16 protein-coding genes are annotated in these 19,294 nt (G+C 72.6%); 12 read left to right on the top strand and 4 right to left on the bottom strand.

From position 1 onward, the window contains the following. Window positions 1-4: 4 nt before the first annotated feature. The gene (pgm, locus tag OG623_RS33380; RefSeq protein ID WP_406151340.1) at window positions 5-1,651 is read right to left on the bottom strand and encodes a phosphoglucomutase (alpha-D-glucose-1,6-bisphosphate-dependent); all 1,647 of its coding nucleotides are present in this window, start codon (window positions 1,649-1,651) and stop codon (window positions 5-7) included. A 522-nt stretch (window positions 1,652-2,173) separates the two neighbouring features. Between pgm and OG623_RS33375 the strand changes: the two genes are divergently transcribed. From OG623_RS33375 to OG623_RS33335, 9 genes are all read left to right on the top strand, one after another. Further along, window positions 2,174-3,349: a glycosyltransferase family 4 protein gene (locus OG623_RS33375; protein ID WP_406151339.1), complete on the top strand. Its 1,176-nt coding sequence runs from the start codon at window positions 2,174-2,176 to the stop codon at window positions 3,347-3,349. Then, complete coding sequence (locus OG623_RS33370; RefSeq protein ID WP_406151338.1) at window positions 3,346-4,833, top strand: sugar transferase; 1,488 nt, start codon at window positions 3,346-3,348, stop codon at window positions 4,831-4,833. Before OG623_RS33375 ends, OG623_RS33370 begins: the two co-directional genes overlap by 4 nt. Window positions 4,834-4,836: 3 nt before the next feature. After that, window positions 4,837-6,198, top strand: a complete 1,362-nt coding sequence (locus OG623_RS33365; RefSeq protein WP_406151337.1) for an O-antigen ligase family protein — start codon at window positions 4,837-4,839, stop codon at window positions 6,196-6,198. Then, window positions 6,195-7,820, top strand: a complete 1,626-nt coding sequence (locus tag OG623_RS33360) for a lipid II flippase MurJ (protein ID WP_406151336.1) — start codon at window positions 6,195-6,197, stop codon at window positions 7,818-7,820. Before OG623_RS33365 ends, OG623_RS33360 begins: the two co-directional genes overlap by 4 nt. Further along, window positions 7,810-8,580, top strand: coding sequence for a polysaccharide deacetylase family protein (locus OG623_RS33355; RefSeq protein WP_406151335.1), 771 nt, complete (start codon window positions 7,810-7,812; stop codon window positions 8,578-8,580). The genes OG623_RS33360 and OG623_RS33355 overlap by 11 nt, the downstream gene beginning before the upstream one ends. Beyond that, a complete protein-coding gene (locus tag OG623_RS33350) occupies window positions 8,577-9,746 on the top strand; it encodes a glycosyltransferase (protein WP_406151334.1) in 1,170 nt (389 codons plus the stop codon). The genes OG623_RS33355 and OG623_RS33350 overlap by 4 nt, the downstream gene beginning before the upstream one ends. Next, window positions 9,743-10,411, top strand: a complete 669-nt coding sequence (locus OG623_RS33345) for a YveK family protein (RefSeq protein WP_406151333.1) — start codon at window positions 9,743-9,745, stop codon at window positions 10,409-10,411. The genes OG623_RS33350 and OG623_RS33345 overlap by 4 nt, the downstream gene beginning before the upstream one ends. After that, a complete protein-coding gene (locus OG623_RS33340) occupies window positions 10,408-11,574 on the top strand; it encodes a GNAT family N-acetyltransferase (RefSeq protein WP_406151332.1) in 1,167 nt (388 codons plus the stop codon). The genes OG623_RS33345 and OG623_RS33340 overlap by 4 nt, the downstream gene beginning before the upstream one ends. Window positions 11,575-11,685: 111 nt before the next feature. After that, the gene (locus OG623_RS33335; protein ID WP_406151331.1) at window positions 11,686-11,970 is read left to right on the top strand and encodes a chaplin; all 285 of its coding nucleotides are present in this window, start codon (window positions 11,686-11,688) and stop codon (window positions 11,968-11,970) included. 110 nt (window positions 11,971-12,080) lie between these two features. Here OG623_RS33335 and OG623_RS33330 read toward each other — a convergent pair whose 3' ends face one another. Both OG623_RS33330 and OG623_RS33325 read right to left on the bottom strand, forming a co-directional pair. Then, on the bottom strand, window positions 12,081-12,938 hold the full coding sequence (locus OG623_RS33330) for a tyrosinase family protein (protein WP_406151330.1): 858 nt from the start codon (window positions 12,936-12,938) through the stop codon (window positions 12,081-12,083). 20 nt (window positions 12,939-12,958) lie between these two features. Then, the gene (locus OG623_RS33325; protein WP_406151329.1) at window positions 12,959-13,432 is read right to left on the bottom strand and encodes a tyrosinase family oxidase copper chaperone; all 474 of its coding nucleotides are present in this window, start codon (window positions 13,430-13,432) and stop codon (window positions 12,959-12,961) included. A gap of 133 nt (window positions 13,433-13,565) precedes the next feature. Between OG623_RS33325 and OG623_RS33320 the strand changes: the two genes are divergently transcribed. After that, window positions 13,566-14,864, top strand: coding sequence for a cytochrome P450 (locus OG623_RS33320; protein ID WP_406151328.1), 1,299 nt, complete (start codon window positions 13,566-13,568; stop codon window positions 14,862-14,864). A gap of 110 nt (window positions 14,865-14,974) precedes the next feature. Beyond that, a complete protein-coding gene (locus tag OG623_RS33315) occupies window positions 14,975-16,171 on the top strand; it encodes a glycosyl hydrolase (protein ID WP_406151327.1) in 1,197 nt (398 codons plus the stop codon). Between the two features lie 7 nt (window positions 16,172-16,178). On the opposite strand, the gene OG623_RS33310 is transcribed toward OG623_RS33315, so the two are convergent. Beyond that, window positions 16,179-17,597 (bottom strand): hypothetical protein, encoded by a 1,419-nt coding sequence (locus OG623_RS33310; protein ID WP_406151326.1) that lies wholly within the window; start codon window positions 17,595-17,597, stop codon window positions 16,179-16,181. A gap of 166 nt (window positions 17,598-17,763) precedes the next feature. Here OG623_RS33310 and OG623_RS33305 point away from each other — a divergent pair, with 166 nt between their 5' ends. After that, window positions 17,764-19,035: a molybdopterin-dependent oxidoreductase gene (locus OG623_RS33305; protein WP_406151325.1), complete on the top strand. Its 1,272-nt coding sequence runs from the start codon at window positions 17,764-17,766 to the stop codon at window positions 19,033-19,035. Window positions 19,036-19,294 lie beyond the last annotated feature (259 nt).

Genomic DNA, 19,294 nt, shown 5'->3' with positions numbered 1-19,294 from the left:
CCGCTCAGTCCGTGGCGCCCAGTGCGCCGGACACCAGGGTGCGGGCCTCGTCCTGGACCCTGGCCAGGTGTTCGGCCCCCTGGAAACTCTCCGCGTACACCTTGTAGACGTCCTCGGTGCCGGACGGGCGTGCCGCGAACCAGGCGCTGTCGGTGCAGACCTTGAGCCCTCCGAGGGCCGCGCCGTTGCCGGGCGCCTCGGTGAGCACCGCGGTGATCGGCTCACCGGCCAGCGTGTCCGCGGTGACCTGGTCCGGGGAGAGCCTCGCCAGCACCGCCTTCTGCTCGCGGGTCGCGGGGGCGTCGATGCGGGCGTAGGCCGGATCGCCGAAGCGTGCGGTGAGTTCGCCGTAGTGCTGGGACGGGGTCGAGCCGGTGACGGCGGTGATCTCCGAGGCGAGCAGGGCGAGCAGGATGCCGTCCTTGTCGGTGGTCCACACGCGCCCGTCGCGGCGCAGGAAGGACGCGCCGGCGGACTCCTCGCCGCCGAATCCCAGGGTGCCGCCGAACAGCCCGTCGACGAACCACTTGAAGCCCACGGGTACCTCCACCAACTGCCGTCCCAGGTCGGCCGCGACCCGGTCGATCATGGAGGAGGAGACGAGGGTCTTGCCGACGCCGGTGCCGGCCGGCCAGTTCTCGCGGTGGGTGAAGAGATAGCGGATGGCCACGGCCAGATAGTGGTTCGGGTTCATCAGCCCGCCGTCCGGCGTGACGATGCCGTGCCGGTCGGCGTCCGCGTCGTTGCCGGTGGCGATGGTGTACGCGTCGCGCTGCTCGATCAGCGAGGCCATGGCGTGCGGCGACGAGCAGTCCATCCGGATCTTCCCGTCCCAGTCGAGCGTCATGAAGCGCCAGGTGGGATCGGCGAGCGGATTGACCACCGTGAGATCGAGCCGGTGGCGCTCGGCGATCCGCCCCCAGTAGGCGACCGAGGCACCGCCGAGCGGGTCGGCACCGATCCGGATCCCCGCTTCACGCACGGCGTCCAGGTCGAGGACGGCCGGGAGGTCGTCGACGTAGCCGGTCAGGAAGTCGTGCCGTCCGGTGGTGTCGGCGGCGAGCGCCCGGGCGTACGGGATCCGCCGGACCTCCCCCAGCCCACCCTCGATCAGGGCGTTGGCCCGGTCCTGGATCCAGGAGGTGGCGTCCGAGCCGGCCGGGCCGCCGTGCGGCGGGTTGTACTTGAACCCGCCGTCGGCGGGCGGGTTGTGCGAGGGCGTGACGACGATGCCGTCCGCGAGACCGGTCCTGCGGTCCCGGTTGTACGTCAGGATGGCGTGCGAGACGGCCGGGGTGGGGGTGTAGCCGTCGTCGCTGTCGATGAGGACGGTGGCGCCGTTGGCGGCGAGTACCTCCACGGCCGTGATCCGGGCGGGTTCGGACAGCGCGTGCGTGTCGGCCCCGAGGAAGACCGGTCCGTCGGTGCCCTGCCGGTCCCGGTAGTCGCAGATGGCCTGGGTGGTGGCGGCGATGTGGTCCTCGTTGAACGCCGCGGCGAGCGCCGATCCGCGGTGCCCCGACGTGCCGAAGGCCACCCGCTGGCCGGGCTCGGCCGGGTCCGGGTGGACGGTGTAGTAGGCCGTCACCAGCCGTGCCACGTCCACCAGGTCGCCGGACTGCGCCGGCTGACCGGCCCGTTCGTGAACCATCGCTTCTCCTAGCGCCTCTCTCGTGGACCGCCACCGGGCGGACGATCATCACGAGTTGTACCCGATACTGCCGCGTCGGCCGCAATCCGGGTATACGGCCCTGCCCGCGGGGCGCGGAGCACGCACGGCACGTGGCCGTTCCGTCATGGCCGGCCGGTGCACACGGAAAGGGCGGCGGGAGACGGCGGGTCCGGAGAATGCCACGTCCGGCACCGGGAATTGGCGCGCTCAACTCGACGATAATTTCGGCACATTAGCGCCGCGGCACGGCCATCATGGGGCACGGCGGCGTACCAGGACAGTCATAGTCGCCTGACACGCCGCAGAATTCGAAGAACCGGTGGTCGGCGGCATGGCCGCTGGTAATTCATCCGGACACGAGCGCGAGTCATACGTGTTTTCCCACGCAGGTTCTGCCACAGTGCAGTTCGGTTTTACCCACTTGATCTCCGCCGCCATATTCCTTTCCGCCGGTGTTCACACCAGCCGGCTCTTCGGGGGGCATGTGAAAGAGAGCCGTGTGTGCTGCAGAAGAGTTGCACCGACGAAAGCCGACTGACCGTCCTTCATCTCGTCCAGCCGGTGGAGGGCGGGGTCGCACGGGTCGTGACGGACCTCGTCGCGGCGCAGGTACGGGCAGGGCTGCGACCGGTCGTGGCCTGCCCGCCGGACGGGCCGCTGGCGGCCGGGGCGTCCACCGCCGGGGCGCGCGTCCATGCCTGGCAGGCGGAGCGCGCTCCGGGTCCCCGGCTGGGGCGGGAGATCCTCACGGCGGGCCGGCTGATCCGTGCGTGCGCTCCCGACCTGGTCCATGCCCACAGCGCCAAGGCGGGGCTCGCGGGGCGGCTGGCCGTGCGCGGCCGGGTGCCGACGGTGTTCCAGCCGCACGCCTGGTCGTTCGACGCCCTGGAGGGCCGGGCCGCCGGACTGGCCACGGCTTGGGAGCGGTTCGCGGCACGGTGGAGCGACCGCATCCTCTGCGTCAGCGAGTCCGAGCGTCTGGCGGGGCAGCGCGCGGGCATCACGGCACGCTGGTCGGTCATCCACAACGGCGTCGACCTCGGCAAGTTCCTGCCCGCCCGCGAGGACACGGCGGCGTCGGCCCGTGCCTCGCTCCCGCTGCTCGACGGGGTCCCGGCCGACGCGCCGCTCGTCGTGTGCGTCGGCCGGCTGAGCCGGCAGAAGGGCCAGGACGTGCTGCTGCGGGCCTGGCACACCGCGGCACCGCCCGGTGCCCGCCTCGTCCTGGTCGGCGAGGGGCCGTACGGGGACGAGCTGCGCCGCACCGCGCCCGAGGGCGTGCTGTTCACGGGGGCCAGCGCGGATGTACGGCCCTGGATCCACGCGGCCGACCTGGTGGTCCTGCCGTCGCGCTGGGAGGGGATGGCGCTGGCCCCCCTCGAGGCGATGGCCTGCGGCACACCCGTCCTGCTGACCGACGTCGACGGTGCGAGGGAGAGCCTGCCGCCAGGACATCTGTCCCACTGCCTCGTGCCGCCCGAGGATCCCGCGGCCCTCGCCGCGGCGCTCACCACCCTGCTGGGCGATCCGGCACTGCGGGCGGAGCTGGGCCGCACGGCGCAGCACCGCACCCGGTCGGTCTTCGACGTGACGAGGACCGCCGGAGCGGTCCTGCGCCTCTACGAGGAACTTGTCGGCCAGTCCCGCCCCACGACGAGGAAGCGCACCGAGCGATGACGACGGAGAGTGCACCTGTTCCCCGAGCCGCCCAGGCAACAGCCGTACGGCATGCGGCTCCCACGGTCCGCCCGCCGCGCGGCGGCAGCCGGAACGCCCCGGCCCCACGGGCCGTCGGAGGCCTCGGGCGCCGCCGGGGCCCGGTGGCTCTCATGGTCTCCGACGCGCTCGCGCTCGGCCTTGCCGTGGCTCTGGTCGCCCCCGGGCCGTGGCCGCCGGTCGTCGCGCTCATGCAGGTGGCCGTCCAGCTGCTCCTGAACTCCTACCGGGGTCTCCACCGGACCGGGCTCTCCCCGTCCGCCCTGGCGGAGCTTCCCTCACTGGCCGGCCCTGCGGTGCTGCAGTGGTGCGTCTTCGCCGAGGCGGTGTCCGCGTACGACCCGCGCCGTGCGGCCGGGTGGGTGGCGCTCGGCTGCGCGGCCGGTCTCCAGATCCTGCTGAGCTGCGGGGGCCGTGCCGTCGTCCACCGGTCCTTGCGGTGGTCGGCCGCGCGTGATCCGCAGTCCACCCTGGTGGTCGGTGAAGGGCCTCTCGCCGACCGGGTCGTCGCCGTACTGCAGGAGCACAAGCGGTACGGGATGCGGCCGGTGGGCCGGGTGGGGCGCTCCGGCCCCGATGCCGACGAGGCCGCGGACGCGCCGGCGGGCGAGGCACCGCTGCCCGTCCTGACGTCGGTACAGGACGCCGGGCGGGCCGTCGTGCAGAACTCCGTGCGGCACGCCGTCTTCACCGTCCCGCCCGGGGCCACGTCCGACGGGGCGGACCTCTTCGCACTGTTCGCGCGGCACGGCTGCCGGGTGTGGCTGATCACCGACCAGCGGGCGGCGGGCTACCCGGCCATGGCCAGGCCCGACCATGTGTGGGGTTTCGCCGCCCACTCGCTGTACGCGGGACCGCACCGCCCGGTGGCGCACCGGGTGAAGCGGGCCATGGACGCGGTCCTGGCCTCGGTCGCCCTGGTCGTGGCGTCCCCGGTGATGGCGGCCTGCGCGCTCGCGGTGCGGGTCTGCGACGGACCGGGGGTCATCTTCCGCCAGGAGCGGATCGGGGGTTACGGACGTCCGTTCGTCCTGCTGAAGTTCCGTACCCTGCGCCCGGCGGACGCGCACGAGTCGGCCACCCGGTGGAACGTGTCGGCGGACCGGCGCATGAGCCGCGTCGGCAGGATGCTGCGCAGGACGTCGCTCGACGAGCTGCCGCAGCTGTGGAACGTGGTGCGCGGCGACATGAGCCTGGTCGGGCCGCGCCCCGAACGCCCCTACTTCGTCCAGCAGTTCAGCCGCACATACCCCGGTTACCGGTCCCGGCACCGGATGCCCGTCGGGATCACGGGACTTGCCCAGGTGCACGGGCTGCGCGGCGACACATCGATCGAGGACCGGGCCCGTTTCGACAACCGTTACATCGAGACCTGGTCGCTGTGGCAGGACCTGTGCGTGCTGGCGCGCACGGCCGGCTCGGTGTTCCGGCTCGGAGGCAGCTGAACCGTGACACTCACCGTGACCGTGGCACCCGTCGTGCCGGACGCCCGGGAGAAGGCCGCCCCTCGCGGGTGGCGCGACCGCTGGCCGTTGCTGCCCCTGATCGCGACGGTCCTGCTGCCGGCCGTCCCGGCCGACGGCACATCGGCCGGGACCGTGGCCGGTGTGCCGGCCGCCGATCTCCTGTCGGGTGCCGCCGTACTCGTCTGCGGGGGCCTCCTGCTGTACCGGCGGCGGCGTCCCCTCACACCGGCCGCCGCCCTGGTGCTGGGCCTGCCGGCCGTGGGCATCGCCCTGGCCACGGTCACCGCCGCGGATCCGATGGCGGCCCTGCCGGGGTTCGTGCGGTACCTGCAGATCTTCGTCCTCGTACCGGCCGCCGTCCTGCTCCTGGTCGAGGACGCCACCGGGTTCCGTGTCGTCGCGGGGGCGCTCGTCCTGCTGGCGGTCGTCCAGGGCGTGACGGGGGTCCACCAGTACGTCACCGGCACCGGCGCCTCCTACATGGGCGAGGACATCCGCGCCGTCGGCACCTTCGGCCCCGGCGATGTGATGGGGATGGCCACGGTCGTCGCCTACGGCCTGGTGGTGGCACTCGCGTACGCGCTGCGCACCCCCGCGGGCGCACCGCGTCGGGCGGTGCCGTGGGCTCCGGTGACCGCCGTACTGCTGGTCGTCCCGCTCGCGCTGTCCTTCAGCCGGGGAGCGTGGATCGCGACGGCGGCCGGGGCACTCGCCGTGATCTGCCTGACCGGGCTCCGTCAGGCCGTGCGCGTCCTGGCGGTGCTGGGCACGGTCGGGGTCGTCCTGGTGGGCGGCTTCGGCGTCGGGTCCGAGATGATCTCGCAACGGCTCACCAGCATCACGGAGGTGACCAGTGCGCCCGACCGGTCGGTCAACGACCGCTACACCATGTGGGCCGCGGCGGCGGGGATGTGGCGCGAGCGGCCGGCGACGGGTGTCGGTCTCAAGGGCTTTCCCGCGCACCGGGACGGGCACGCCTCGATCGGGCTCTCGGCGGGCAGCGACACGGCGGGGGCCGGCCAGGAGTTCCGTAAGCAGCCGCTGCTCTCCCCCCACAACATGTATCTGCTGGTACTCGCCGAGCAGGGGCTCGTCGGCCTCACCGCCCTGGTGGGTTCCTGGGCGGCGCTGCTGGTCGGCGGGGTGCGCAGGCTGGTGCGCGCACGGGCCCGCGGTGCGGCGGCCGTCGACTGCGGTCTCGCCGCCGTCGGGCTGATGACCTGGCAGACCGTCGACTTCCTGTACGCGGACATCGGCGGCCCCTCCACCGTCCTGACCGGGATCGTGCTCGGGCTCGCGGCATGGTGGGCGCTGGCCGGGCCGGAGAGGACGGCCGACGCGTGAGTGGGATCGTCACGGACAGCGGCCCGGAGGCGCCGGTCGCCGGAACGTCCGCGCATGATGCCAGGACCGGGTCGGGACGCTTCCTGGCCAGGGCGGCGGGCGGCGCAGCCGGACTCACCGTGGTCGCTGCCCTGTTGGGGCTCGTCCGGGACCAGGCCGTCGCCCGGCTCTTCGGCGCCAGCCATGCCAGCGACGCCTTCCTGATCGCCTGGACGGTGCCGGAGATGGCGTCCACGCTGCTGATCGAGGACGGCATGGCGCTGCTGCTCGTGCCGGCGTTCAGTCTGGCGCTGACCCGGCGGGCGGCCGGTGGGCATGCGCAGGACCCGGTGCGTGTCCTGGTGGCCGACACCCTGCCCCGGCTGTTCGCCGCGCTGGCCTGCGCGGGGGGCCTGCTGATCTGGGGAGCGCCCTGGGTCGTCGGCGTCCTGGCTCCCGGGCTCGACGACCCCGGGCTCGCGGTGGACTGCACACGGCTGACGGCCGTCACGGTGCTCACCTTCGGTGTCACGGGCTACTTCAGCGCGGCGTTGCGGGCGCACGGCAGATTCCTGGCACCGGCCGGGGTCTACATCGCGTACAACGTCGGCATCATCGCGATGACGCTGGCGCTGCACTCCTTCTGGGGGGTGCGCGCGGCCGCCGCCGGGGTCGCTGTCGGCAGCCTGCTGATGATCCTCACCCTGCTGCCCACGTATCTGCGGCTGGTGCCCGTCAGGCGCGGGAAGGCGGCGGCGGTACGGGCGCGGGCCTCGCGTTCCGCGCCGCTGGGTGCGATGGTCCTGGCGCCGGTCGTCCTGTTCGTGGTCAGCCGTCAGTCGCAGGTCTTCGTCGAGCGGTTCCTCGCCTCGTCCCTGCCGGCCGGGGCCATCTCCCATCTCAACTACGCGCAGAAGGTCGCGCAGTTGCCGATGGTGCTGTCCATGATGATCTGCACGGTGACGTTCCCCGTCGTCGCGCGGGCCATGGCGGCCGGGGACCGGGAGGGTGCCAGGAAGCGGGTCGAACGTGATCTCGCCCTGGCCGGCACCGTGGTGCTGCTGGGCGCGGCCGTGGTGATGGGCTGTGCGCCCCGGATCGTCGAAGTGCTCTTCCAGCGCGGCGCCTTCGACGCGGCGGACACCGCCGCCACGGCCGGTGCCATGCGGGTCTACGCGCTCGGTCTGCTCGGCCACACCCTGGTCGGCGCCCTGTGCCGGCCGTTCTTCTCGGCCGGCAGGCCCACCTGGTACCCGCTGGGGGCGATGGGCGCCGGGCTCCTGGTCACCACCGCCGCCGGGGCGCTCCTGACCGGCCCCTTCGGCGTCGACGGCATCGCCGCGGCCAATGCCGTCGGCATCAGCACGGCCGCGCTGCTGATGCTCCTGGGGCTCGGCTCGCGGGCGGTCGCCGTACGGACCGGGGCGGTCGCCCTCTCGCTCGCCCGGCCGGTGGCCGCGGCCGCGGTCGCGGCCACCGCCGGCCGGCTGGTCATCGGTCTGGTGCCGGGCCCTGTGCCGGGGCTCGCGGCCGGCTGTCTTCTCGTACCCACGGCGTTCCTGCTCACCGGGCTCGTGCTCCGGGCCCCCGAAGCAGTCCATCTGCTGGCACTCATCCGACAGAGGTTCCCCGATGGCCGCTGACACCTCTCCGCTCCAGGTCCGGACACTCCCCATCCGGTCCCAGGCGTGGATTCTGACCTATCACTCGGTGAACGATCCCACCCAGGATCCGTACGGCATCACCGTCTCCGCCGACCGTCTGGACGAGCAGCTGACCTGGCTGCGCCGGCGGGGGCTGTCCGGCGTGGGCATCGCGGCGCTGCTGCGGGCGCGGGCCGCCGGGAAGCGGGGGCTGGTCGGGCTCACCTTCGACGACGGGTACGCCGACTTCGTGGACGAGGCGCTCCCCGTGCTGCTCGCCCACGGCGCCACCGCGACGGTGTTCGTCCTGCCCGGCCTGCCCGGCGGCTCCAACGACTGGGATCCGCTCGGTCCGCGAAGACCACTGCTCACCGATGAGGGCATCCGTACCGTGGCCGCCGCGGGCATGGAGGTCGGCTCGCACGGGATGTTCCACCGCGATCTGACGGAGCTCGGTGACGACGAACTGCTCCGGGAGACGCACGGCAGCCGGGAGGCCCTGCACCGCATCGTCCGACAGCTTCCAGCCGGCTTCTGCTATCCGTACGGCACGGTGGACCGGCGGGTGCTGGAGTCCGTACGGCAGGCGGGATACGCCTACGCGTGCGCGCTGGCTCCCGGTGCGCTGTCGGGGCCGCTCGCCCTGGCCCGCACGCATGTCAGCCATGCCGACCGTGGTGCCCGTCTGCGGGCCAAACAGGTGCGCCACCGACTGCGGTACCGAAGGGCCGGCGCGGCGTGGCCGGGTGATGCCGGGTGAAGGCGCTGCATGTCATCACGGGCCTCGGCGTCGGCGGGGCCGAGCAGCAGCTGCGGCTGCTGCTGCGCCATCTGCCGGTGCGCTGCGACGTCGTGACGCTCACCAACCCGGGAGCCGTCGCGGACGCGCTCCGCGCGGACGGTGTCCGGGTCAGGAACCTGGGGATGACGAGCAATCGCGACCTCGGTGCCCTGCCCCGGCTGGCCCGCATCATCCGGCGCGGTTCGTACGACCTGGTGCACACCCATCTCTACCGGGCGTGTGTGTACGGAAGGATCGCGGCGCGGCTGGCCGGGACCACCGTGCTGTCGACGGAGCACTCGCTGGGGCGCGCGGAGATCGAGGGCCGGCCCCTGACCCGCGGCACCCGGGAGCTGTATCTGCGCACGGAGCGGCTCGGCGCGGCGACGGTCGCGGTCTCCGACACCGTCGCGGGCAGGCTGCGCGACTGGGGGGTGCCGGCCGCCCGGATCCACACCGTGCCCAACGGGATCGATGTGGCGGCCTTCCGCTTCGACAGCGCCCGGCGGCACGCCACCCGAGCCCGGCTCGGCATCCCCCGGACGGCCTTCGTGGTGGGGGGTGTGGGCAGGCTGGTGCCCGGGAAACGCTTCGACCTGCTGATCCGCGCGGTCGCCGATCTCCCCGGCGCCTGGCTCGTCCTGGCCGGGGACGGCCCTGAAGCCGTGGCGCTGCGCGCGCTCGCGGCGCGGCTCGGTGTGACCGGCCGGGTCAGGTTCCTCGGCGAGTGCGGCGCATCGGGCGACGCGGGCGACGCGGACGCCCCTCCCGGCGTCCCCGCGGTGCTCGGTGCGGTCGACACCTTCGTCTCGGCGTCCCGCGAGGAGTCCTTCGGCCTGGCCGTCGTCGAGGCCCTGGCCGCGGGGCTGCCCGTGGTGCACGCGGCCTGTCCCGCCATCGACGATCTCCCGCAGGGCCGGGTGCCGGGCACCACCCGGATCGGATCCGACGGGGGTGATCCCACGGCGGAGCTGACGGCCGCGCTGCGGCACCGCATGGAGTGCGGTGCCCGCAGACTGCCGCCGCCCCGCGCCGTGGACCACTACGACATCAGGTCCAGCAGCCGTCGCCTCATGGATGTCTACGCACAGACCATCGACACCGCCTCCGCCACCGTCCCCTCGACCGAGAGAGCACCCCTATGACCGAGTCGCCCGAGCAGCAGCCGGCCGCCCCCGGACGGCCGCGCAGGCTCCGCCCCGCGTTCGTACCGCCTCGTTGGTGGCCGCTGCCCGCCGGCGTCCTGCTCGGAGCCGCCTGCGGATTCTCCTACGGCATGCTCGCCACCCCCGAGTACACGGCCACCAGCTACGCCATGGTCACCGCGGCCAAGGGCATCGACCCGGCCGCGGCCGTGGGCTACGCGCAGTCGTACGGACGTCTCGTCACCAGCGACGCCACGCTCACGTACGCCAAGGGCGCCGCCGGGGAGCCGGTGGGCGAACTGCGCACGCATGTGAGGTCCGAGACCTCCCCCGACTCGCCCATGATCGCGGTCACCGGTACGTCGGCCGACCGGGGCCGCGCCGCAGACATCGCCAACGCGGTGACCGAGGCGGTGGTCGTCAGCAGCGGGCACGTGGCGAAGGACACCGGCGTGACGCTGATCAAGTTCTCGCACGCCGTGCCGCCCTCCGATCCGGTGTCCCCCTCGGCACCGCTCGGCACGGCCGTCGGCGCCTGTGCCGGCGGGCTGGCCGGCGGACTGGTCCTGCTGGTCCGCCCGCGCCCGGGACGCCGGGACGTCACGGCCCAGGTGCCGGGCCCCGCCCAAGGCGGCACCACCGGCGAACGGGAGCTCGTCCGATGAACCACCACCGTCATGAGCCGCTCACCGTGACCCTCTGCCGGGATCTGCCGGACTTCACGGACCTCGCCGGGGAGTGGGACGCGCTGCACCGCAGGTGCCCCACCGCCACACCGTTCCAGAGCCACGCCTGGCTCCACTCCTGGTGGCTCTCCTACGGGGTCCCCGGCCGGCTCCGGGTCCTGCTGGCGCGCCGGGGCGGACGGCTGATCGGCGCGGCGCCGCTCATGCTGGTGCACCGCCCGATGCCCCTGCTGGTGCCGATGGGCGGCGCGATCTCCGACTTCTTCGACATCCTGGTGGACGGCGAGGACACCCCGGCCGCGGTCATGGCACTTGAGCGCGGGCTGCACCGGGCGGCCACCCACACGGTGGTGGACCTGCGGGAGGTCAGGCCGGACGCGTCGGCGCACCTGCTCTTCGACGCGTGGTCGGGCGCCCGGAGCAGTCGTACGGACTCGACCTGCATGGAGCTGCCCGCCGAGCCGATCGACGCCCTCATCGGGCGGATGAGCAGCTCGCGCGGGCAGCGGGCCCGGGCCAAGCTGCGCAGGATCGACGCGCTGGGCATCGAGTGCCGCACCGCGCCCGTGCACGGGGTGGCGAGCGCGATCGGCACCCTGTTGCGGCTGCACGAGCTCCAGTGGCTCGGCAGGGGGATCAACCCGGAGCACCTGCGGCCCCGGTTCTGTGCGCATCTGGTGCGCTCCACCCGCCGGATGGTGCGCGACGGCGAGGCCTCCGTCCGGCAGTTCCTGCTCGACGGTGAGGTGGTGGCCGTCGATCTGTCGTACCGGTCGGCACGGTTGTCGGGGGGTTATCTCTACGGGGCCGCTCCCCTGCTCAGGGAGACGAAGGCGGATGTCTCGACGATGCTGCTGCGCGAGATGACCCGGGAGGCCGAGGGGCTGGGCCTCGGGGTGCTGAGTCTGCTGCGCGGTTCGGAATCGTACAAGAACCACTGGGGCCCGGTGCCGGTCGTCAACCGTCGTCTGCTGCTGGCCCGTTCGGCGCTGGAGCCGCTGCTGCGGATGCGCGAGACACAGCTGACCGCCCGGGACCGGGCCGCGCGGACGGTGAAGTCCCGCTTCCCCGCCGCGCGCGACTGGCGGGGGCGGCTCGGCGAGCTTCCGGCGGCCGGGGCCGCACTCATCGGCCGGAGTTGAGCCGTGATGATGAGTTTTGATCTGATCCGTTACCGTCTGTCGACTTTCGCGTTGTCAGGGCGTACCGGCCGCACGTTCGGTGGCCGGATTCGACCCTCTCAAGGAGAACTGATGTCGCGTATCTCGAAGGTGGCCGCCGTCATGGCAGGTACCGGTGCCCTGATCGCCGGCGGCGCCGGCATGGCTGCCGCCGACTCCGGTGCGGAGGCCGTCGCGGCCCAGTCGCCCGGTGTCCTTTCGGGCAACGCCCTCCAGGTGCCCGTCCACATCCCGGTCAACGTGTGCGGCAACACGGTCAACGTGATCGCCCTGCTGAACCCCGCGTTCGGCAACACCTGCGCGAACACGTCGGACAGCCACGACGACGAGGGTGACTACGGCAGCTACGGCAACTGACCTCCCCCGAGGCGCCGTCCGGGCCTCCCCTTGCCGCGTGTGGAGCGGAGAGGGGAGGCCCGGCCCGTTCCCGGCGGGGCACGGCCCGTCGACGGCGGAGCCCGCGCGGCTCAGACGTAGCGGTAGATCCCGCTGTGCTCCATGAGCTGTGAGGGCGCCACGTCCCAGGGCGGCATCGGCTGGTCGAGCGGATAGACACGGCCCCGCTGCGGGTCGTCGGCGGGCAGGGCGCGGGCCGGCAGGTAGCGGGAGCGCGGATGCGCCTTCTGCCAGCGGTCCCACAGCAGGTCGATGAAGGCGTGGTGCAGCCAGAAGGCCGGGTCGTCCGGCGAGGCCGCGCCCGCCATCGACCCGCCGATCCAGTTGTGCACCGTGTTGTGGTTGGCGGTGGCGCGGTTGCGCAGGGCCCAGCCCTCGACCCTGTTCCTGAACCCGGTGGCGCTGGTGCTGTTCCAGGGCGCGGTGTCGTACACGGGGTCCTTCAGCGCGCGCTCCACGTCCGCCGCCGAGGGCAGTTCGAGCGGTGCGGACGGCCTGCCGAGGTTGCGCCGCAGGAAGGGGTCGTCGGTGACTCCCGCACGCAGCCGCCAGTTCCCCTGACGGTAGGCGAACGGCCCGGTCATGACCTGGCGGTCGCCCGGCCTTCCGGTGCCGCCCAGGAAGTCCTCCGCCCACAGGGACGCACCCGTCGTGTTGTCCCGTGTCCAGTCCCAGTAGGGGATCGACACGCGGGAGTCGACCGCTCGCAGGGCCTGCTCGAACTCCAGGAGGTATCTGCGGTGCCAGGGGAAGAAGGACGGGGTCATATGGGCGGGCCGCGGCCCGGTCTCGGCGTCCGTGACGTAGTAGCGCCGGTGCAGGTCGACGAACTCGTCGTAGCGGCCCGATCGTTTGACCTCCAGGATCGCGTCGACCAGGCGTTTCTTCTCGGTGCGCGTGAGGTCGCGCTGGTTTTTGCGGCTGTACACGCGTGCTCGTCCTTAAGGGCTCAGATGGTGTGCGGGGAGACGGCCGACAGCTGGCTGGTGCCGAGTTCGTCGACCGCGGCGCGGGCCGTCTCACGGAGGGTGGGGAACGACTCGTAGTGGTTGACGGTGCTGAGGTAGCTCCCGTCGGCGCGCCTCATCACGTGCAGCGTCCTCCCGTCGATGGTGACGTCGGTGCCGTGCTCCGCGGCGGCGGCTCCGGCGTGGCCCGCGTAGGACTGTGCGCCGGCCGGCACCATCGCCGTGGCCGTGCCCTTGATCTCGCGGCCCTTGTACTGCTCGGAGAAGCGCTCGGGCCCGGGGGCGTCGTGCTCAGGGGCCGCGCTTCCGGGCTCCGGGGTTCTCATCAGGACCGGGGCGAGCGCGCCGCCGGTGCCGGCGATCACGGTCGCTGTGAAGGCGGTGCGCAGCACCGCGCGGCGGGCCGGCCGCGCGGTGCCGGCCGGCTCCCCGCGTGTGGCGTCGGTCGGATTCATGGTGTCTGTACCTCTCTCTCCTCCGCAGGACATCACGCGGGAGCGGGAATTCGGCGGCTCTGTCCGGTCGTGTCGGCCGAGGTGGCGCCACCCGGCGGGTCAGCATGGCGGTCCGAACTCCCGGAGGTCGCTCATGAACGCACCGACGCGGGTGCCCGCGCCCGTAGTGCGAGGAACAGCCGGTACCGATCTGGCCGATCCCGCCTTCTGGCGGCTCCCAAGGCCGGAGCGGCTGGCCGCGTTCGCCCGGCTGCGGGAGCTGGACGCGCCGGTGCGCTTCACCCCGCGGACCGGCACCCGTACGCCGTTCCACGCGTTGGTGAAGCACGCAGACGTACGGGCGGCCAGCAGGCAGCCGCGGATGTTCGCGAGCTCCCCCGGGGTCACCACTCCTGAGCCGGCGCCCTGGGCGAAGGCGCTGTTCGGCAATTCCATGGTGAACATGGACGGCGCCGAGCACGCCGGGCTGCGCAGGACCATTTCCCGGGCCTTCACGCCGAGGCTGCTCGCCGCCGCCGAGGAGAACATCGGCGCCGTCGCCCGACGGCTCGTGGCCGAGGCGCTCGCCGATGGACCGGGGGACTTCATGCGCTCGGCGCCCTCGCGCATGCCGTTCGAGGTCATCTGCGACCTGATGGGCATTCCCGGGCGCCATCGCGCCCGTATCGCCGCGCGCATCGACCACGCCTCGCGGTACGTCGGGGTGCAGAGGCGTGGCCGCGCCCGGCTCCGGATCCCCGGTCGCGGCCTGCGCTCGCTGGCCCGGATGCAGCTGGAGATGGCGGGCATCGCCCGTGAGCGGCGCCGGGTCCCTGCGGAGGACATGATCTCGGCGCTCGTCCGTGCGGACGTCGACGGGCAGGCCCTGTCCTCACGTCAGCTCGGCGCGTTCTTCTCGCTGCTGCTGGTGGCCGGTGTGGAGACCACCAGGAACGCGATCGCGCACGGGCTGATCCTGCTGACCGCGTACCCGGAGCAGCGGGCCCTGCTGGAGTCCGACTTCGACCGCTACGCGGACGGCGCGGTCGAGGAGATCGTCCGCCACTCGACCCCGATCATCCAGTTCCGCCGGACGGTGGCGGCCGAATGTTCCCTCGGCGGCCACACCTTTCTGCCCGGGGAGAAGGTCGTACTCCTCTACGCGTCCGCGAACCGTGACGCGTCCGTCTTCGACGACCCTGATGCCTTCGACATCACCCGGTCGCCCAATCCGCACCTCGGATACGGCGGTGGAGGTCCTCACCACTGCCTGGGGGCGCATCTGGCGAAGCTGGAGATGAAGGCGCTCCTCCGCGAAATGCTCAGCCGTCCTGAAATCCTCCGTGTGTCGGGTGAACCAGGTCTGGTCGATTCGAATTTCGACAACCGTGTCGGGTCGCTTCCTTTCACCTTCGGGGCGGGTCACCGAAGTCACCCGAATGGTCTGCTGTGAGCCCGGCGAAATCGCGAATGGACTATCACGGGCGGCCTCACAGCCCATTGTTGAATGTTTCTCTTTAGGGTCGACAGGGTCCGAGACAGGCCGCAATCCAAGGAGGAGCCGTGCCCGTACAGCGCCGTCTCACCAATTTCGGCGTCGGGGCGACCGCGCTCTGCCTCCTCGTCGGCGGTGCGCTCGTCGCCGACCGCGACCCGTCGGACACCCAGTCCGGCAAGGACACGGCTCGGCAGGCCTCGCGGCCGGACACGACCACGGCCATCGGCGCCTATCTGGACTACGGGCCGAAGGGCGTACAGCGCATGGGGGAGCTGTCGCGCTGGCTCGGCGGCACGGAGCTGCGTGTCGGGCACAGCTATCTGCCGGGTGACCTCTGGGAGAACATCGAGGGCAGCCCCGGCTTCCTCGCCTCGTGGGCGGCCTGGCGGAAGGCTTCCGCCGACCGGATGTTCGTGCTCAACACGCCGATGCTGGAGCGCAACGAGGAGCATGTCTCCGACGACGAGGTGCGCGGCCTACTGCGGCAGGGCGCCGAGGGGCAGTTCGACGAGCACTTCCGCCGGCTGGCCGAGCGCCTGGTGCGGCTGGGGGTCCCGGACACGGTGATCGTCCTCGGCTGGGAGATGAACGGGACGACGTACACGCACCGGTGCGGTCCCGATCCCGACGCGTGGAAGGCGTACTGGAAGCGTGTCGTCACCACGATGCGCTCCGTGTCCGGCCAGAAGTTCCGTTTCGACTTCGCACCCAGCAGGGGGCGGGACGCCGTGCCCTGGACGGAGTGCTATCCGGGCGACGACGTCGTGGACATCATCGGCATGGACTCCTACGACCAGCCCCCCGCGCGGTCCTTCGACGAGCAGGTGAGCGAACCGTACGGTCTGCAGAAGCAGGCCGACTTCGCGGCCGAGCACGGCAAGCCGATCTCGTTCCCGGAGTGGGGGCTGTTCCGCAACGGCGACAACCCCGAGTACATGCGCCGCATGCTGGAGTGGATCGAGAAGCGGAAGCCGGTGTACCAGACGATCACCGACTACTGTCCGCACGGGGTGTGGCAGTGCACCGACAACCCTGAGTCCTCCCGGGTGTTCCGCGAGAAGCTGAGCGGGCTGCCGGACGCGGCCGAGCCGTCGGCGCCCGCCCCCGAGCCCAGCGCGACACCCACGGCGCCGAAACCCGACAAGCCCACGCCACCGGAGCCCGCACGGGACCCGAACGAGTCGGGATGGTGCTTCACCGTCCCGCTGAGCCAGTGGTTCGGCCAGTGGCTCGGCGACCGCGAACTCTGCGTACGCCGCTGAACGCCGCTCACCACCCGGTCCACAACAGATGGTTGACCAGCAGGGCGACGAGTGCCTGGGCGGCCAGCCAGCGACGCCGGCCCAGGTCGGGGAGCAGTGCGGCGGCGGGCATCAGCCAGACGACGAAGGGCTGCCAGATGCGTTCCGTCTCCGCCTTGCTCATCCCCGAGAGGTCGGCGGCGACGACGACCAGGAGTGCGGCCAGGGTGAGCACGGCCAGCCGCTGGGCGTCCGTCGCGGTGCCTGAACGCAGTCCGCGCAGGGCGGCGGGTGCGGACACCGCCGTACGGCGCAGACCTGCGACGGTGGCGAGGCCCACGGCCAGCGTGGCGCAGGCGAGGTTCCCCCAGACCCAGTAGGAGTAGGGACGGGTACCGCCCGCGCCCTGGTAGTAGCGCTCGACCAGCAGGTGGTAGCCCTCCCACCAGTTGAAGCCCGCCAGGGTGAAGGCCGCGGGCACGACCAGTGCGCCGAGTGCCAGGGGGACGAGCGGGCGCGTCGTACGGGCCAGCAGGAGGACGGCTGCCAGCAGGGCCGCGATGAGCGTCAGACCGTAACTGAGGTAGCAGGTCAGCCCGAACAGCAGTCCGGACCCCAGTGCGGCGGCTGCCGGGTACCGGGCCGCACGGGTCGCGGCCAGGGCCAGCAGCGCCACCGACCATGCGGCGACTCCGGCGAAGTAGCCGTCCGCCGATGTGCCCGTCCAGACGGCGAAGGGGGCGAGGACGAGGAACGGAGCCGCGCGCCGGGCGAGATGTTCACCGGCCAGCGCGCGCACCGCGACCAGCACGGCCACGGCGGCCGAGCCGCCGATCACGATGCACCACATGCCCGCCCAGCCGCCGCCCCCGAGCCCGACGCGGTCCAGGCCCACGAAGGTGAGCGTGGCACCCGGCGGGTGTCCGGCGACATGGGCGGGCCAGTTGCCCGGCGGGCCGATCACGATGTGGTCGGTGAATCCGCGCAGGGCGGCGCCGACGTCGTCGAAGCGGTCGATCACGCGCAGGTACTCGTGCTTGGTGGTCAGCCGGCGCTCGATCCCCCGGTACCAGCCCTCGATGAGGGCGAGCGAGACGATCCAGGCCACCGAGCCCGCCCAGCAGGTGAGCAGCAGGCGCCGCCAGGGCAGCAGGGCGGCGAGCCGTGGACCGTACGCGACGACCGCCACGCCCACCGCGGCGGCGGCCGGAGTGCCGGGGCCGACGTGCGGGTCCCAGGAGGCCAGGAGAGGCGGCCAGTGGACCTGCAGGCTGCCGTCGCCCTCCTGGATCACCCATCCGACCGCTATGGCCACGGCCACCAGCAGCGCCCCCGCGACCGCTGTCGCGCGATCCCGGCGCCGGCCGGCGGGCTCGGTCGGGGCGGGCCTGGCCGGGGCGGCGGGCTCGGCGGTACGGGTCGGGTCGCTGCGTTCCTCGGTCGTCACGCAGGCACGCTACGCACCGGCGGGGCTCCATGGGCGGTACGACGCCGCCGCGTCACGGAACCGTCAGAACTGCCGTCCCGTCACCTGACGGGGCAGGCGGCGGCGTCAGACTTTCGTCAGGAGTCGTACACCTCTGGGAGCGGTGTCCCCGGCATAACGTCGGCACATGCGCGACAGACTTCAGGAGGCCGGTGCACGCCTCCGCTCTCCCGGCCTTCCTCTTCCCACCGAGCCCGGCTTCTGGCGCAGTCCGGTGCGCGGGGTCCGGTTCACGGCCGTTCTGGGTCTGGTGCTCCTCGCCGGCACCACCGTGCTGTTCGTGACCGGTCTGTTGTCGTACGCGGCCTACAACCCGGACCTCGCCACGGTGAATGACAAGACGCCGGGCAGGGGCCTGCTCGGCTTCTACCTGTTCGACTGGCCCACGGGTCCGCACTGGCTGTACCGGCTGACCCAGGGGGTCCATGTCACGCTCGGCATCGTCCTCGTGCCGGTCCTGCTGGCCAAGCTGTGGTCGGTGGTGCCGAAGCTCTTCGCGCTGCCGCCGGCGCGGTCGGCCGGACACGCCCTCGAGCGTCTGTCGCTGCTGCTCCTCGTGGGCGGGGCGCTGTTCGAGTTCGTCACGGGCCTGCTCAACATCCAGTTGGAGTATCTGTTCCCCGGGTCCTTCTACCCGCTGCACTTCTACGGTGCGTGGGTCTTCTTCGCCGCGTTCCTCGCGCACACCTGCCTGAAACTCCCCCAGGCGCTCCGGGTCCTGCGCCGGGGACTGCCCACGGCGGAGTCCGACGAACTGGCCTCGCCGCGCCCCGCCGCGCCGACCGTCTCCCGGCGCGGCGCGCTGGCCGTCGTGGGAGCGGGGTCACTGCTCCTGCTCGTCACCTCGGTCGGCCGGAGCTTCGACGGTGCCCTGCGCAGGACCGCTCTGCTGACTCCGCGCGGCGGCGCCGAACCGGGGCAGGGTCCCAACGGCTTCCAGATCAACAAGACCGCGGCGAAGGCGGGGATCCCCCTGGCCGAGACGGGGGAATCCTGGCGGCTCACCCTGGTCGGACCTGCCGGGGAGGTACGGCTGTCGCGGGCGGAGCTGCTGGCCATGACGCAGCACAGCGCGGCGCTGCCGATCGCCTGCGTGGAGGGCTGGTCGACGTCCGACCAGTGGTGGCGCGGGGTCCGTCTGCGTGACCTCGCCGCGCTGGCCGGCTTCCCGGACGGGCCGCCGGGGGTGCTGGTGGAGTCACTCCAGCGCAGCGGGCCCTTCCGGTCCGTCGCGCTCAGGGACAACCAAGTGCGCGACCCGCTCTCGCTGCTGGCGCTCGGCGTCAACGGTGAGGCGCTGTCGCCGGATCACGGCTATCCCGCGCGCGTCATCGTGCCGGCCGCCCCCGGCGTGATGAACACCAAATGGGTGAGCCGCCTGACCTTCGGGGAGCTGTGATGAGCATTCCGCGCCGTCTGCGGGTTCTGCGCCGCTGGTACGGGGAGGGCCCGCTGCATCTGCTGCTGATGGTGTCCTCGTTCGCCCTCGCGGGATACGCGGGGGTGCGGCTGCTCGACGGGGACACCCTCATGATCCTCGTGTGGTTCGTGGGCGCCGCACTGGTGCACGACCTGCTGCTGGTGCCGCTGTACTCGGCGGCCGACCGGGCACTGCGGGTGCCCTTCGCGCGGCGCCCCCGGCTGGTGAACCACGTACG

The organism is Streptomyces sp. NBC_01012 (genome assembly GCF_045162755.1).
In the GTDB taxonomy this organism is placed as follows: Bacteria; Actinomycetota; Actinomycetes; order Streptomycetales; family Streptomycetaceae; genus Streptomyces.
The sequence above is the reverse complement of the archived record's forward strand: the minus strand, read 5'-3'. Positions and strand labels throughout refer to the sequence as shown.